Annotated in this window: 12 protein-coding genes; 7 read left to right on the forward strand and 5 right to left on the reverse strand. The window is 33.9% G+C overall.

Features of this window, described 5'->3' with window-relative positions; translation table 11 throughout:
- Nucleotides 1-23 precede the first annotated feature (23 nt).
- The gene (locus tag ACQ4M0_RS04075; RefSeq protein ID WP_438456277.1) at nucleotides 24-1,286 is read right to left on the reverse strand and encodes a pyruvate dehydrogenase complex dihydrolipoamide acetyltransferase; all 1,263 of its coding nucleotides are present in this window, start codon (nucleotides 1,284-1,286) and stop codon (nucleotides 24-26) included.
- 193 nt (nucleotides 1,287-1,479) lie between these two features.
- Between ACQ4M0_RS04075 and ACQ4M0_RS04080 the strand changes: the two genes are divergently transcribed.
- Nucleotides 1,480-2,436: an IS5 family transposase gene (locus tag ACQ4M0_RS04080; RefSeq protein WP_213863789.1), complete on the forward strand. Its 957-nt coding sequence runs from the start codon at nucleotides 1,480-1,482 to the stop codon at nucleotides 2,434-2,436.
- Between the two features lie 232 nt (nucleotides 2,437-2,668).
- Here ACQ4M0_RS04080 and ACQ4M0_RS04085 read toward each other — a convergent pair whose 3' ends face one another.
- Nucleotides 2,669-3,163 carry a WBM0748 family T4SS-associated protein gene (locus ACQ4M0_RS04085; protein WP_438456278.1) on the reverse strand — a complete coding sequence of 165 codons (495 nt, stop codon included), beginning with the start codon at nucleotides 3,161-3,163 and terminating at the stop codon, nucleotides 2,669-2,671.
- 236 nt (nucleotides 3,164-3,399) lie between these two features.
- Between ACQ4M0_RS04085 and ACQ4M0_RS04090 the strand changes: the two genes are divergently transcribed.
- Nucleotides 3,400-4,404 (forward strand): hypothetical protein, encoded by a 1,005-nt coding sequence (locus ACQ4M0_RS04090; protein WP_438456279.1) that lies wholly within the window; start codon nucleotides 3,400-3,402, stop codon nucleotides 4,402-4,404.
- A gap of 123 nt (nucleotides 4,405-4,527) precedes the next feature.
- Here the strand turns inward: ACQ4M0_RS04090 and ftsH are convergent, their stop codons facing one another.
- The 3 genes from ftsH to ACQ4M0_RS04105 all read right to left on the reverse strand — a co-directional run bounded on the left by ftsH (nucleotide 4,528) and on the right by ACQ4M0_RS04105 (nucleotide 8,283).
- A complete protein-coding gene (gene ftsH / locus ACQ4M0_RS04095; RefSeq protein ID WP_438456280.1) occupies nucleotides 4,528-6,357 on the reverse strand; it encodes an ATP-dependent zinc metalloprotease FtsH in 1,830 nt (609 codons plus the stop codon).
- Between the two features lie 12 nt (nucleotides 6,358-6,369).
- Nucleotides 6,370-7,665 (reverse strand): tRNA lysidine(34) synthetase TilS, encoded by a 1,296-nt coding sequence (gene tilS, locus ACQ4M0_RS04100; protein ID WP_438456281.1) that lies wholly within the window; start codon nucleotides 7,663-7,665, stop codon nucleotides 6,370-6,372.
- Between the two features lie 138 nt (nucleotides 7,666-7,803).
- Nucleotides 7,804-8,283 (reverse strand): OmpA family protein, encoded by a 480-nt coding sequence (locus ACQ4M0_RS04105; protein ID WP_438456282.1) that lies wholly within the window; start codon nucleotides 8,281-8,283, stop codon nucleotides 7,804-7,806.
- A 274-nt stretch (nucleotides 8,284-8,557) separates the two neighbouring features.
- Here ACQ4M0_RS04105 and ACQ4M0_RS04110 point away from each other — a divergent pair, with 274 nt between their 5' ends.
- The 5 genes from ACQ4M0_RS04110 (at nucleotide 8,558) to ppa (ending at nucleotide 14,388) form a co-directional block, all read left to right on the forward strand.
- Entirely contained in the window at nucleotides 8,558-9,976 is a 1,419-nt protein-coding gene (locus ACQ4M0_RS04110) for a carboxypeptidase (RefSeq protein WP_007302209.1), read from the forward strand.
- Nucleotides 9,977-9,996: 20 nt separating this feature from the next.
- The gene (locus ACQ4M0_RS04115) at nucleotides 9,997-11,064 is read left to right on the forward strand and encodes a rod shape-determining protein (RefSeq protein WP_019236777.1); all 1,068 of its coding nucleotides are present in this window, start codon (nucleotides 9,997-9,999) and stop codon (nucleotides 11,062-11,064) included.
- 219 nt (nucleotides 11,065-11,283) lie between these two features.
- Complete coding sequence (gene mnmA, locus ACQ4M0_RS04120; protein WP_019236778.1) at nucleotides 11,284-12,390, forward strand: tRNA 2-thiouridine(34) synthase MnmA; 1,107 nt, start codon at nucleotides 11,284-11,286, stop codon at nucleotides 12,388-12,390.
- Nucleotides 12,391-12,502: 112 nt separating this feature from the next.
- Entirely contained in the window at nucleotides 12,503-13,801 is a 1,299-nt protein-coding gene (locus ACQ4M0_RS04125; RefSeq protein WP_019236779.1) for a WD1261 family protein, read from the forward strand.
- 80 nt (nucleotides 13,802-13,881) lie between these two features.
- Nucleotides 13,882-14,388, forward strand: coding sequence for an inorganic diphosphatase (ppa, locus tag ACQ4M0_RS04130; RefSeq protein ID WP_019236780.1), 507 nt, complete (start codon nucleotides 13,882-13,884; stop codon nucleotides 14,386-14,388).
- Nucleotides 14,389-14,606: the final 218 nt, after the last annotated feature.

A 14,606-nucleotide genomic window follows, 5' to 3' on the forward strand; every position in this document is an offset into this window, starting at 1 on the left:
TAAACTAAGAGGTATTAATTTTATTATAATAATAAAGGCTCAAGAAGCATCACCGTAGGGTTTTCTATATAGTACTTAAAGGCATTTAAAAATTTTGCTCCGAGTCCTCCATCAACTGCTCTGTGGTCAACAGAGAGAGTAACTGTCATTACCTCTGCTATCTCTATTTTTTCACTTATGACAACTGGTTGTTTTTTAGATGCGCCGACAGCCATAATGCAAGACTGTGGTGGATTGATTATAGCACTGAAAGTTTTTATACCAAACATGCCTAAATTAGAAATGGTAAACCCTCCTCCTTGAAATTCTTCAGGCCTTAATTTTCCAGATCTTGCTCTATTTACTAAATCTTTCACTTCTTTTGATATAGATAAAACACTTTTTTCATCAGCATTTTTTACTATAGGAGTAATCAGTCCATCCTCAAGCGCTACAGCAATTGAGATATCTATATTTGAGTATCTTACTATTTTAGTATCTATCCACGATGAGTTTATATCAGGAAATTTTTTCATGCTGAAAGACACAGCTTTTATAATTAAGTCATTAATTGTTACTTTATTGTTCTCATTTGCTGAATTAACCTCATTTTTGAGCGATATTAGCTTATCAACGTGGCAGTCTACAGTTAAATAAAAGTGTGGAATATTTTGCTTAGATTCAACTAGGCGCTGCGCTATCACTTGGCGCATATTACTTACTTCAACTGTTGTATTTTCCTCAAATCTCTCATAGCTTTTAGTTTGATCTAAAAATTCTAATACATCAGCTTTGATGATACGACCATATGGACCTGTACCTTTTAATCGCTTTATATCAACACCTTCATTTTGAGCTATTTTTTTAGCTAAGGGGCTTACTTTTATTCTATTTTCTGTTGCTCTATCCTCTTTTTTAGATCCCAGTGTCACGCACTGGGATGACATTAAAGAGCTAGATGAAATCGAAGGGTTGGATGATACTGAAAAATCGGCTTCAACCTCCTTCTCAACCTTGGTATTGATGGCAGAAGCTAAATCAAGTGCGCTTTTATCTTCCCCTTCCTCTAACATTAGAGCTATCAGTTGATTTACAGGCACGCCACTTGTTCCTTCCGACACTAAAATTTTTGCCAAAACTCCTTCATCGACAGATTCAAACTCCATTATGGCTTTATCAGTCTCAATTTCAGCGATTACATCACCTATTTCAACTTTATCTTGTTCTTTTTTACACCACTTTACAATTTTTCCTCCAGTTTTACTCATTGTTGGGGAAAGAGCAGGCATCAATATTTCTATAGGCATTTATTCTGTATTAAAAGATCTATTTAACTTTTAATTTACTCTTTACCCTATGTCAATCTAATCGTAAATTATGATACTTATATCATCCTAGTACGTGATGCTGTAATGGCTTTGTTGCACCACTCAAGGAAAGAACAGGCAGTTACTGATGGAATTTGTTATAAAATAGATATTTAGCCGACAAAGGAAAAATATGCCAATAAGAATGAAAGTCAGTAACTGCAATGAATATAACAAATTTCTTCAAGAAAGGGGAAATGTTTTTCATTATATCAACGATGCCATTGAAAATTGGTACGAAAATAGTCCAAAAGTAGCAGGTGGCAACAATGTCTACAGCGACAAAGTAGTGATTCTAATTCACATAATAACCTATCTATTCAGGATTGGTCTTAGGCAAACAGTGGGATTTATAGAGAAATATCTTGAGCAAATAGGGAAAATTTTGCAAATTATCAGCTATTCGCAGGCTTCAAGAAGGTTTAAAAAGCTTAATATCAAAATCAACGACTGCAGAGTTGATAAGAACGATATGGAAGATATTGAAATTGCTATAGATAGTACAGGTATCAGCATCTACAATAATATTCCAGGCCATAGTAAGGCAAATGGTACAGATAGAAAGTATCGCCGCTATGAGCAAACAAGAAAGCTACATGTAATGCTAGAGATAGGTAGTAAAAAAGTTATAGCTGCAAAATACAGTAGTGGAGTTTATTCCGACCACTATGGAGCCTGTGATCTTATTGAAAGAGTGGATACCAAGTATAACATAAGCACGATATATGCAGATAGGGCATATAATCGAAAGAAGTTATACAAACTGTGCGATGAGCTTGACATAAAGACAAGGATTCCTCCGCAAAATAATGCAGTAGAGCATCCAAAGTTGGATTATATGAATGAGAGAAATTCTACAATCAAGCTCATAAAGTCATATGATGAAGATGGTATGAAGAGGTGGAAAAAAGAGATAAATTATTGGAAGAGATCTTATATAGAAAGTTTTTTCTCGCGACTGAAGCAAATATTTGGATTTAGTTTTAGGAATAAATCTGAGATTAATCGTGAGAAGGAACTGCTACTCAAGTGTTATTTGCTTAACAAATTTACTGAAATAGGCATGGCTAAGTTTGATATAGCTTCATGAATTTATTATACATTACCCACTATCCGAAGAGCTGTGCAACAAAGCCTGCTGGAATCTTGGTTGACTACTGTTATCCTACTATTTCTATTGCTTAGTCCTAGACAGAGTACAAATAGTAAGATCATCATGAAAATAGACGAATCTGTTATAATGGAAATAGAAAAATGTAGTGCTTACTATCCTCTCACAAACATATAGCTTGGGTACAGAAAAAATTTATATGAGGAGCTGGTTAAATTGATAAAAGATCAGAATTAACAGTAGTTTCCAAATCTTCTGTAGCAGGCTCTTCATGTGAAGCAGAGGACAGACTAACTTCTTTATCCTCTGTTCTCTGTATAGAACTACCACAAAAACTCCTTAACATCTCTTCAGCAGATGAATTTAAAATCTGTATAATAGACTTTTCACTTTGTTCTTTCAGCGATTGATTCATTTTAGAAATCAACTCGGAAAATTCACTACCTTCTTTTCTAGCTTCACTTTCTATCTTATTTTTTATGCTTTCTATATTACTTTGGTTAATTTCTTCTTTCGTTATGTTAAATGCATTAGCAATACCTTGATACTTAATCTCACAATCGCCACAACCAATTATACACAGAGCGACAGATCTAGATATTTCACTTGCAGCCCAATTGTGTATAGTGTAAGCCAAGTAATTGTCATGGTATTTTATATCAAGCTGTTCCTCTATAAACTCAGAAATTTTCTTTTTTAAAGACATAAAGTATCTCCTTCTTACATTACTGTACCTTCTGATTAAAGTACAACAGCTGCTCCTAAATAGCAATCCATATATGGTTTACTTTAATAAATTATTAAAGTAAGAAGCTTTTACATCCTAAAACATAACTTAGATAGGCCAATGTAAAAAAATTTTTAAACGAGAATTATTGTATATATATTACTTATTTGGTAAAATTATTTTGGCAAAATAGCATATAAAAGTTGAGGCTAATTATGAATATTAAAGAACGAAAGGATTTACAACAGGAGTTATTAGGAATTGTTTTCAATATACTGGTAGAAAGTGAAGATAGTACCATAGAAACTATGGAGCTAAGAGCAGTAGAGATAATTAAAAAACTAAAAGAACACATTAATGATGATATAGAACATGGTACAGGATTTGATAGTCAAAAAATGCCAATTTTAGACTGGATCGTTGCTTGTGATTCTCAGAATCATGTTAGACTAAACAACAAGTCGCTATTAAAATTTGAAAAGACAATTAAGGATATTGGAGGAAGATCAAAGCGAAATTCAAGAGGTTATGTTGGAAGTGAAAGAGAGATATTTCTGAATTTCCACTTCTTTGAAAACGTGAATGAAAGAAGGGCAAAGAACTATGAGAGATTAGATCATGTTCTAAATCAACCTCAGAGAGTTCGCCTTAGCGACAGGGGTGAAAATATAGTAAGGCAAAGAACACAAGAGATATTAAATAACATCAGAGATCTTGATAGAGCAGATGACAGAGAACTATTCTCTGAAAACAGGAGTGAAAATATAAGAAGGCCAAGAGAACAAATACAGCCAAGTGAAATACCACTGAATCTCTTTGGAAACAGGGATGAAAATGTGATAATAAGAGAACGAATAAGTTCAAGAGAACAAATGCGGCCAAGTTGGCGTATTAGACGTGAAAGAGAAGTACCACTTAGTTCAAAAATAGGACAATTAATTGTTGTAGTTTCGTCCATAATTGTAGGTGCTTTCATTGGTACAATGGTTGGTATGGTCATTGCTGGTTTATGTATTGAGCTTTGTGTAATCACCACTGCAGAACCGATTCTTCTCATCATGGGTGCTACTGCTGTTATAGGAGCTATTGTAGCAGGAACTGCTCCTGTATTAAAGCTAATAGAGATGTTTAAAGGTCAAGAACCTAATCTTTCTCCTAGTAGCGGTCTGGAAAGCTCTAATACTGAACATACTTATTTAAATAGGCAAAGAGTTATTTAGAAAAAAATTGGAGAAATGTTCAAGGAAGTTCATTGGTAAAATGCAGAGGTTTAATTATAGCTTTGTAGTTTAGATTCTGGTTAAAGATTTTTATTTTAGCAGTTAAATCAAAGCCAGATCTTATTAGAGAGAGGATCTTCTTATCTCTTCTTTACCTTCATTTTCATTTCTAACAATTTTTTTTCCACTTAATATGTCTCTTATTTCATCTCCTGTTAAAGTTTCAAACTCCAGTAGATTTTCAGCAATGAGCTCCAAGTCTTTCCTACGCTTGGTTAAAATGTCTTTTGCTTCTTCATAGCAAGAAAATACTACTTTCTTTACTTCCTCATCTATAAGTCTTAACGTATCTTCAGAAATTGTCTCAGAATCATGTGTGATTTGTTCGCGATTATGATAGATCGGACCTATTTTGTCGCTCATTCCCCATTTTGTCACCATAGAACGTGATAAATCTGATGCTAGTTTTATATCTGAAGATGCACCGCTTGTGACTTTATCATAGCCAAAAATTAGCTCTTCTGCCACACGTCCACCCATTGCAACAGTTATATCTGCTAGCATCTTTTCTCTTGTGAGGGACACTCTATCTGTTTCTGGTAGTCTCATAACTAAACCGAGTGCTCTACCACGTGGAATAATTGTTGCTTTGTGTATAGGATCAGAAGCAGGCATATTAACTGAAACTACTGCATGACCAGCTTCATGGTAAGCAGTAAGCTTTTTTTCTTCTTCTGTAATGACTAAGGACCTTCTTTCCATGCCCATCATCACTTTATCACGTGCATACTCAAAATCATCCATGGTAACAATTTTCTTATTTCTTCTTGCAGCAATAAGCGCAGACTCATTCACTAAATTTGCTAGATCAGCCCCTGAAAAACCTGGCGTTCCCCTCGCAACTGTTTTTACGTTTACATCTGGTGCTATCGATATTTTCTTTATATGCGTATTTAATATTCTCTCACGCCCATTTATATCAGGTAAAGAAATAGTAATCTGTCGGTCAAAACGACCAGGTCTAAGTAGTGCTGGATCTAGGACGTCTGGACGGTTAGTTGCAGCAACTATTATCACACCTTCATTAGACTCGAAACCATCCATCTCAACCAGTAACTGGTTTAATGTTTGTTCCCTTTCGTCGTTACCGCCACCAAGACCGATGCCGCGATGCCTACCTACTGCATCTATTTCGTCTATGAAAATTATACAAGGAGCATTTTTCTTGCCTTGATCAAACATATCCCGGACACGGCTTGCACCAACACCGACAAACATTTCAACGAAATCAGATCCAGAAATACTAAAAAACGGTACATTAGCTTCACCTGCAATTGCACGAGCAAGTAGAGTTTTACCAGTTCCAGGAGAACCAATTAAAAGACATCCTTTTGGTATCTTTCCACCCAAAACTTGAAATTTTTGCCTTTGTTTAAGAAAATCAACAATTTCAACCAATTCTTCTTTTGCTTCATCAATCCCAGCAACATCATCAAATGTCACTTTTTTCCCAGTAGTCATAAGCCTAGCTTTTGATTTGCCAAAGCTTATAGTTCTATTACCTCCTGCTTGCGTTTGTTTAAAAAGGAAAAGTAATAAACCGATAAAGATAAGCGTCGGAACCCATTGAATAAGTAATCCACCAATTATACCTATTGCAGAGTCTCCAATTGAAAAGGAGAACTTCACTTTCCTATCATGCAAACTTTTTATTAAGTCACTATATATAACACCACTTGAGTTAAAGGCTGACCCATCCCTAAACTTCCCTTCGATGCTTTGGTTTCTTATTGTAATATTTTCTATATCATTATCTTCTAGTCTAGTTAAAAATTCTGAAAAAGGTATGGTTGTTTTACTCTTACCTATACTTCCGCTAAATTGAATATAAGCAACTGAAATAAGAACAATAATCACTAACCAGATCAATAAGCCTTCTAAAAATTTTTTCATTTACATTTCTAATTAAATACTAATCAAGCTTACCAAATTTTGTTTTATCGTGCTATTAATAATGCATCGCACCTTATCATCATCGGTACTTTTCCCGTTATAACTCACATCAGGATAAGCAATCATTTTTCCATCTTTTTGTACTGTAGGTAAAGAATAGTAAACTTCAGAGCAATAACCATAATTTTTTAGAAATTCAGGGATTTTTTGTGTTTTCTTTAGCGGAGCAATAGTTACTGAACACTCCTGATCTCCAAATATTGTGCAGCTAAACCTGTTATCCCATTCAATAGAACCATTTAATGGTAAGTGTACATTAATTTCCTGTATATTTGACGATTCTCTCATTATCAAGATGCTCCCTCCATATTTTCTTATTTTGCACCCAGAGAGTGTACAGTTAATATCACTATCTTTTTGCAATATTTTGTTAAATATTGCGATAAGGCTACGGTACCTTGGTTTATAGTGCTTGTTGACAATTGCCATTATAGAATAAAGAAGAAGCCTTAAAGCTATTTCCTCTGGCAGTTTATAAAGTTCATCTAGTTTAATTTCAATATAACCAAGATCATGAATATTAACGCAGTCATTAAGTGCAAGGCGTGTGTAGTGCATCAACGCTTTTGCAGCTCTTTTCATGTGAAGTGCTGTCAGGCATATTCGCTCTGTTAGAACATCTTGATTATCACTTGCTTTAAGTAAGTTACGGTATAAAGTTCGTCTGTATTTTAAGTCATAATTGCTTCTATCTTTGATCCATCTTAATTGGTGAAGTTTAGCATACTTTTCTATTTCACTACGACTAAAATTTAACAACGGCCTAAATATATAAATACCATTTAAGAAAGATTTGTAATCCATTGATGATAATCCATCTACTCCACTACCCCGCTCTAATCTCAACAAGAACGTTTCTGCTTGATCATTTTTGTGGTGAGCAACAAATAAATATTTAACATTATTATTTTTACACCATTTTGTTAATAAGTTATACCGTGCTTTTCGTGCCTGCAACTGAATATTGCCTTTAATATTTTTCTTCTCCCAATTTAATATGAACGATTCCTTTGCCCCAAGTTCTTTTGCATAGCTTACAGCAAAATCAGCTTCTTTTTGAGATTCTAAACGTAACCCGTGATTTACTGTTAATGCTATAGGAAGTGAAGGTTTATTTTTTTTTGCCCAATTAATCATTAAGTGCAATAAAACTACACTGTCTACACCACCTGATACTGCAATCGCAACTTGATTATCATGAAAAGCAAACTTATTAACTATATTTTGAAATGACAGCTCCAATCGCATTATGTTTCTTGACGGTTAGGTAGTTTATGTCTCTCTACATTATATCGCTACGGAACTTCAATACAAGCAAACTAACAATCTGTGCAAAGGATTTGTACACTGTATCATCCCAGTGCTCAGCACTGGGATCGGAGGAGATTAACTTTTGATCCCAGAGAATGAAAATTCTACTCTACGATTTTTAGCATGCTCTCTCTCATACTTGGAATTTCTAGAATCATCTTTTACATTAACCAAAGGCTCAGTTTCACCTTTAGAAGCAGTTTTTATTCTATTTTCTAGATAAGGTGTACAGCTGACCATAAATTTTTTAGCTGCATCTGCTCTTCTAGCTCCTAGTGCAAGATTATACTCGTGAGAACCACGATTGTCAGTATGACCAGTTAAAGTGACCTTTGCGTCAGGATTATTTTGTAACACTTCCATCACATCAAGCAATACATCTGCACTCACTTCACTGATACTAGATTCATCATAATCAAAGAAAACTTTTTTATCACCTATCTGCTTAACAACAGCATTCATTTTATTTGTCGTATTTACTCCTTTTTTAGGGCAAGAACTTACACCAGTAAGCAGTAAACAAAAACAACACATTATAATCAGTCTACTCCACATCACTAAACCTCCATAAATTTAAAATATAGTGCGTAATTTTAATTTTAGTACTAATAATCACTCTATACTAGAATAGAGTCAAGGGAAATAAAATACTAAATGTTTTCTTTACAATCTTATAATTAATTTTCTGATAAGATGCTCAATTCTTAGCAATGAAGTACAATAAAAGAATAAAAATACAATTTTTTATTGTACTTTAAGCAAATATACTTTTAACTTTATTATTAATCTATTACGATATTAAGCAGATGTTTCAAAGCAATGAATAAAAATGAGATCTTATAAGTTTTTAGAGGAAGTATTACATAAGGTAAGGAATATCGAAAACACACTAAAACTACTAAGCAAAAGCCAATTGAATGTAGAGGACAAAGTTGAACAAATGTGTCTTCTAGAGGAAATCAGACATGAAATTATCTCTCATGATGCAATAAAGGAATCATTAGCGAATGCTCTTAGGAATAAAAAGAGTGCTAATATTCAGCAGCTAAAGTTAATAGAGGGGATACACAAAAGCAGCAGTGCTATTCCTGTTGATTTAGTAAAATCTTTGTCCAAAGCTAAGATTGAATGCCAAAACTTATGGAGGCTAACTAATTCTGAAATTAGTAACTTAGAAAAGCTGAAAGAATGCTTTACTAACCTAATTAAGCTTACTCGTGAAGCAGCTTCTATAAAATCGCAGCAATTAAAGCGCTCAAACTATGAGTCATTGCTTGCTGACTATGACTCTAATATCACAGAAAAGAACATAAAGGAAATATTTCCTAAGCTAGGTAAATTTTTTAGTGAAAATGTAGAGAAAGTAACTCAAAAGCAGAAGAAGGATAAGGTTACTAATATACAAAAAGTTACGGTTCAGAGACAGATTGAACTTGGTTCCTTATTCTTACAGCAAATGAGTGTTACACCAAATGAGATTTCCATTTCTTATTACGATTCTATCGATTATGATGAATCTGACCTTTGTTATGGTTTATTTTTACTTTTACGGCATACTGGTTATGCAATTCATCAAAAATGTTTAGCGCAAAATTCTATAAAGAGCTCAATTACAAAACATATTATGTATGAAACTCAAGGGTTATTCATGGAAAAGATCATTGGAACATCGAGAGAATTTATTGAGTTCATTCAACCACACATAAAGGAGAAACTTTCTACAAAAGGCAAAATTAATAGTAGTGTTGAAAATTTGTATTTGATTTTCAATAAAGTAAATCTTTCATCTTTTTTGAAGAATGCGGATGAATTTAGTTTATTGGCTCACATTATGCTAAGAACTAAATTAGAACAAGATCTAATAAATGGTACGTTAGAAGTTAAAGATCTACACGATAAATGGCTGGAAGGTATGAAGCATTACAAGATTTCAGTAAAAGCTAAAAATGAGCTAGACACTTATTTTCAAGATGAGTATTGGATAAGTGGTGTTATAGGCTACTTTCCTATTAAAGTCATAGCGTTAATCGCTGCTGTGCAGTTTTTTTCTTTCATTAAGAAAAATCATTACGAATTTTTAGATTCTATAGTAAAAGGAGATTTCAGTTTACTTATCGATTGGTTCTCTAAAAATGTATATAGTGCAAATTATGGCTTTTTGGAACAGCTAAAAAAGGTAACAGGTAGGGATTTAGATATTGAGTGCTACACTAGTTACTTATCTGAAAAGTATAATTTGTCTCAATAAATGGTTTTCTTGAGTTGTGTATGAGTTTTGTTCAGAATTTAATCAGAAATTTTTTTACTTTCAAAGGTTTATTTGCTAGCGATATTGCTATAGATCTTGGTACTGCAAATACTTTAGTTTATCAGAAAAATCAGGGGATAGTGCTTGATGAACCCTCAGTTGTAGCAAGAGTAAAAGAAAAAGGAAGTTACGTTCCTTATGCTTTTGGCAAAAAAGCTAAGATGATGCTCGGAAAAACACCTGGAGAAATAGAAGCGATAAGGCCCTTGAAAGACGGAGTTATTGCTGATTTTAAAAGCGCGGAAGAAATGTTAAAATATTTCATACGCAGCGCAAACACAAGATTCACTGTTAATAAGCCTAGTATTATCATATGTGTTCCATCTGGATCTACCCCAGTTGAAAGGCGTGCTATACAAGATGCAGCAGAAAGTGCTGGTGCAAATGAAGTATTCTTAATTGAAGAACCAATGGCTGCAGCAATTGGGGCTGGACTTCCAGTTACCGAACCTGAAGGTTCTATGATTGTTGACATAGGAGGTGGTACAACTGAAGTTGCAATTATTTCTTTAGGTGGAATTGTTTATTCACGTTCTGCCAGAGTAGGTGGTGATATTATGGATGAGGCAATAAAGTCATACATTCGTGAAAATCATAAGTTATTGATTGGCGAAACAACTGCTGAAAAAATTAAGAAAAACGTCGGTTCAGCCAGTCTGCCAGTTGAAAACAACAAAGAGGGAATGATAATTAAAGGCAGGGATTTAGTGAGTGGTATGCCAAAAGAAATGCTTTTATCAGAATATCAAGTTGCAGAGAGCCTAATAGAGCCTGTACATCAGATAATTTCTGCTATTAGAACTGCACTGGAGAGTACTCCACCCGAACTTTCTTCTGATATAGTTGATAGAGGAATAATTTTATCTGGTGGAGGTGGGTTATTGCGCAACTTGAGTAAAGTTATTAGTGAAACAACAAAATTACCAGTTCGTGTTGCAGATGATCCACTTTGTTGTGTTGCCCTGGGTAGCGGAAAAGTACTTGAAAACATGGACTATTTTGGCCATGTTTTATTCAAGCAAGATTAAATTGTTTTTGAAGATCGAATTGTTTTGATGGAATTATGTAATATAAATGAGATCCCAGTGTCACGCACCAAGTAATTTAAAGGCAACTTCCAGCAGGAAGGGGTGTCATCCCAGCGCTTGACACTGGAACTTGACTACAAATAAGTATGCTGTTTCGATGAAATTGTGTAATAGAAACTGGATTCCAGTGCTTGACACAGGTTTGTGTTTATAAATTATATGCTAAAAGAATTTGAAATTGAACCTTTATTAAAAGATAAAGCTCCGCATCAAACTAAGGCTATTGTTGCAATGTCCGGGGGAGTTGATAGCTCCGTTGCTGCAGCACTGCTGTATAACCTTGGGTACGAAGTGATAGGTGTGACTCTTCAGCTCTATGGCAGTGATGGTAATGCGAGAAAGGGTGCATGCTGCGCTGGACAGGATATTTATGATGCCAAATACGTGGCTGAAAGTGTTGGCTTTCCCCACTATATTTTAAACTACGAGGAAATATTCAAAAAGGAAGTAATAGAGGATTTTGCAAATACCTATATGCGTGGAGAAACTCCCATACCGTGCGTAAGGTGTAACCAAACAGTAAAATTTCGCGATCTATTGCAAGTTACAAAAAATCTTGGTGCGGATGTGCTCGTAACAGGACATTACGTAAGAAGATTAGAAGAAAATGGTGAGGTAAAGTTGTGCAGAAGTATTGATAAAAGTAAAGATCAAAGTTATTTTTTGTTTGCAACTACTGAGGAGCAGTTAAAGCTTTTGCGATTTCCATTAGGTGGGTTCTATAAAAGTGATATAAGAAAATTAGCAAAGTATTTTGGCTTACAAATTTCTGAAAAGCCGGATAGTCAAGATATATGCTTTGTTTCCGAAAGCTATAGTAAAACAATAGCTAAATTAGCTCCACAATCTGTGCAGAAAGGTAAAATAGTAGATATTCATGGAAAAGTGCTAGGTGAGCACAGCGGCATAGTAAATTTTACAGTGGGACAGAGAAGAGGCCTCTGCATCGCACACAATGAGCCTCTTTACGTGATAAAAATTAATACAGAAAATAATGAAGTTGTAGTAGGCCCGATCAATGCTCTAATGCAAAAAAAGATATTGGTCAAAGAGTTAAATTGGTTAGAACAACCAAAAGAAGGCATGGAAGTAACTGTGAAGCTTAGGTCATCACATGCAGGAAGCTTAGCGACAATATATTCAACTGACGAAAAGAACAAAGCCTGTGTAATTTTAAACGACGATTACTTTGGCATCAGTCCAGGTCAAGCCTGTGTAGCATATAAGGGCGAACAAGTTATAGGTGGAGGTTGGATATGCTCCTAACTTGGTGGTTTAATTTTTTAATGCAGAATGTAAACATACAATAAAATTTATTGCTGTTTTATCCTATATTCTTTATACTATAAAGATAATTATTATATTGTGGACTAGAGGGATGGTTAAAGAAGTTGAAGAGTTAATAAAAATTGTTGGTAAGGGCAATTTACTAGAAGCCGCATTTATTCGTTTGGGCAGTTTTCAACATGCTGACTTACATCATTGCATGGATTACAGAAATCATATAGGTCTATTCGAATTCATTAATAAAAAAGAACAAGAGCCATTAGATAAATATTTTAACTTAAAATTTAGTCTACAAGGATTGTTTTTAATTTATGTTCAAGCTTATAGAGTTCTTGCAGAAAATGCTCAGTTCAATACTCAAGAAGTAATTGATAAAATATATGCTGCAGTTGAAAGTAAAAAAATACCTACTCTTTGTGACACTTCGAAGAAACTGCTAAGGGAAATTGTAGATCAAGTAGAATTGACAGAAGATCAAAAAAAACTAAAGCTTTTTAATATTCTAGCAAATCCGAAAGGTGAAGCTCTATTTAACAATAATGATGACTTTGAGAAACAAGTACTCAATAATATTAAAAAGTTACTCAAAATAAGCTATGCAAATGAATTTGATAAAGAGTTTAGCTTATGTAAAGAGGTAATAAATCATTATTACTCGATTCACAGTATAAAAATAGATAAAGACATAGCATTACTATTTTCTAGTTATGGTATATTTTCTACATGTACTGGAAATGGAGATATTTTATCACTCAATCAATATATTAATGAGAAAGCTAGAGTAATCAACACACCACTGTATTACAGTTACATCTTACAGTTAATAAAGGTATTAAGAAAAATTGAGTTACCGTATAGAAATGGATTCACCAAGTATACACTTAATTATAGAGGTATAAGTGAATTGAACGGGACATTTACAGCTGCAAGAGAGCAAGACAGTCAAGATTCTCTATATCCTAAAAATATCAAACGTACTCTAGAGCAACTACTAAAAAACCAAAATAGTGATGCATTTGAACAATTAGTAACAAACCCTGAGAATACGTATTACTCAGTGCCACAAAGTGAATGCAGACTAAACTCTAGTATCAGTAACAAAAAAAACAAAAATCATAAAAACACATTTTGTAAATTAGCTTTAGGTATGTTTATATTGTCTATTGGATTATATACTGCTGATTATTTCTTTATGGAGCAAAAGTTATTCAACTCAATAACAAATATTTTGCCACAAAATAATCTTATCAATTTCATAGTTGCTGCAGTACTTACTATCGTAATAGTATATGCTTTATTTCAACTACTAAAATCACCTCAAGAACCGCCACATTCAACGATCAATGATACAACTATTAACAGTTTTGCAAATGGTCCTATTCAATCATGAATCTCTACTTATGAATGATAAATGTAGCACTTTTAAAGTGTATGCTATATAATATCTTCTCTTGAATAACGAGGTAATCCATGGATTTAAGCAAAGTAACAACAAAACCAGATGAAATAAATGTAGTAATTGAAATAAGTGCAAATGCTGAGCCTGTAAAGTATGAATTTAATAAAGAGCTTGGGTTGTTACAAGTTGACAGATTTTTGTCTACCTCAATGACTTATCCTTGCAATTATGGGTTTATACCAAATACCTGCGCAGGTGATGGTGACCCTGCGGATGTTTTGGTGCTAACTCAATTTCCTTTAGCGCCTGGAGTTTTGATATCGGTGCGTCCAGTAGGTGCATTACTTACCAAAGACGAGAAAGGAGAGGATGAAAAAATATTAGCTGTACCTATCTCCAGTGTTGATAGCTATTATGACAATATAAAAAACTATTCTGATTTATCTAAAAACTTACTAGATAAAATAGCTCATTTCTTTTCTCATTATAAAGATTTAGAAAAGGGAAAAACGGTGACAGTTGGAGAATGGGCTAATGTGGAAAAAGCAAAAGAAATCATTGAAAAAAGTAGAAATTAGTTTGCGTTGATTTAGCCTTAAATTACAGTTATTCGGAAAAATGTTGTTGTTTTTAATGGGTAAATATTGGTATCCGTTCAGGATAGCGGTAAGGTAGTATAACCATAGAGTAAAAGTGAGTTTACAACAAATGGTGTCATCCCAGTGCTTGACACTGGGATGGCTTTGTTGCACCACTCAAGGAAAGAACAGGCAGTTACTGATGGAATTTGTTATAA

The organism is Wolbachia endosymbiont of Kerria lacca (assembly GCF_051602725.1).
Lineage (GTDB): Bacteria > Pseudomonadota > Alphaproteobacteria > Rickettsiales > Anaplasmataceae > Wolbachia.

Excerpts from the sequence above, each read along its gene's own strand:
- ACQ4M0_RS04075 (WP_438456277.1), bottom strand. The coding sequence starts at position 1,286 with ATGCCTATAGAAATATTGATGCCTGCTCTTTCCCCAACAATGAGTAAA.
- ACQ4M0_RS04080 (WP_213863789.1), top strand. The coding sequence starts at position 1,480 with ATGCCAATAAGAATGAAAGTCAGTAACTGCAATGAATATAACAAATTT.
- ACQ4M0_RS04085 (WP_438456278.1), bottom strand. The coding sequence starts at position 3,163 with ATGTCTTTAAAAAAGAAAATTTCTGAGTTTATAGAGGAACAGCTTGAT.
- ACQ4M0_RS04090 (WP_438456279.1), top strand. The coding sequence starts at position 3,400 with ATGAATATTAAAGAACGAAAGGATTTACAACAGGAGTTATTAGGAATT.
- ftsH (WP_438456280.1), bottom strand. The coding sequence starts at position 6,357 with ATGAAAAAATTTTTAGAAGGCTTATTGATCTGGTTAGTGATTATTGTT.
- tilS (WP_438456281.1), bottom strand. The coding sequence starts at position 7,665 with ATGCGATTGGAGCTGTCATTTCAAAATATAGTTAATAAGTTTGCTTTT.
- ACQ4M0_RS04105 (WP_438456282.1), bottom strand. The coding sequence starts at position 8,283 with ATGTGGAGTAGACTGATTATAATGTGTTGTTTTTGTTTACTGCTTACT.
- ACQ4M0_RS04110 (WP_007302209.1), top strand. The coding sequence starts at position 8,558 with ATGAGATCTTATAAGTTTTTAGAGGAAGTATTACATAAGGTAAGGAAT.
- ACQ4M0_RS04115 (WP_019236777.1), top strand. The coding sequence starts at position 9,997 with ATGAGTTTTGTTCAGAATTTAATCAGAAATTTTTTTACTTTCAAAGGT.
- mnmA (WP_019236778.1), top strand. The coding sequence starts at position 11,284 with ATGCTAAAAGAATTTGAAATTGAACCTTTATTAAAAGATAAAGCTCCG.
- ACQ4M0_RS04125 (WP_019236779.1), top strand. The coding sequence starts at position 12,503 with ATGGTTAAAGAAGTTGAAGAGTTAATAAAAATTGTTGGTAAGGGCAAT.
- ppa (WP_019236780.1), top strand. The coding sequence starts at position 13,882 with ATGGATTTAAGCAAAGTAACAACAAAACCAGATGAAATAAATGTAGTA.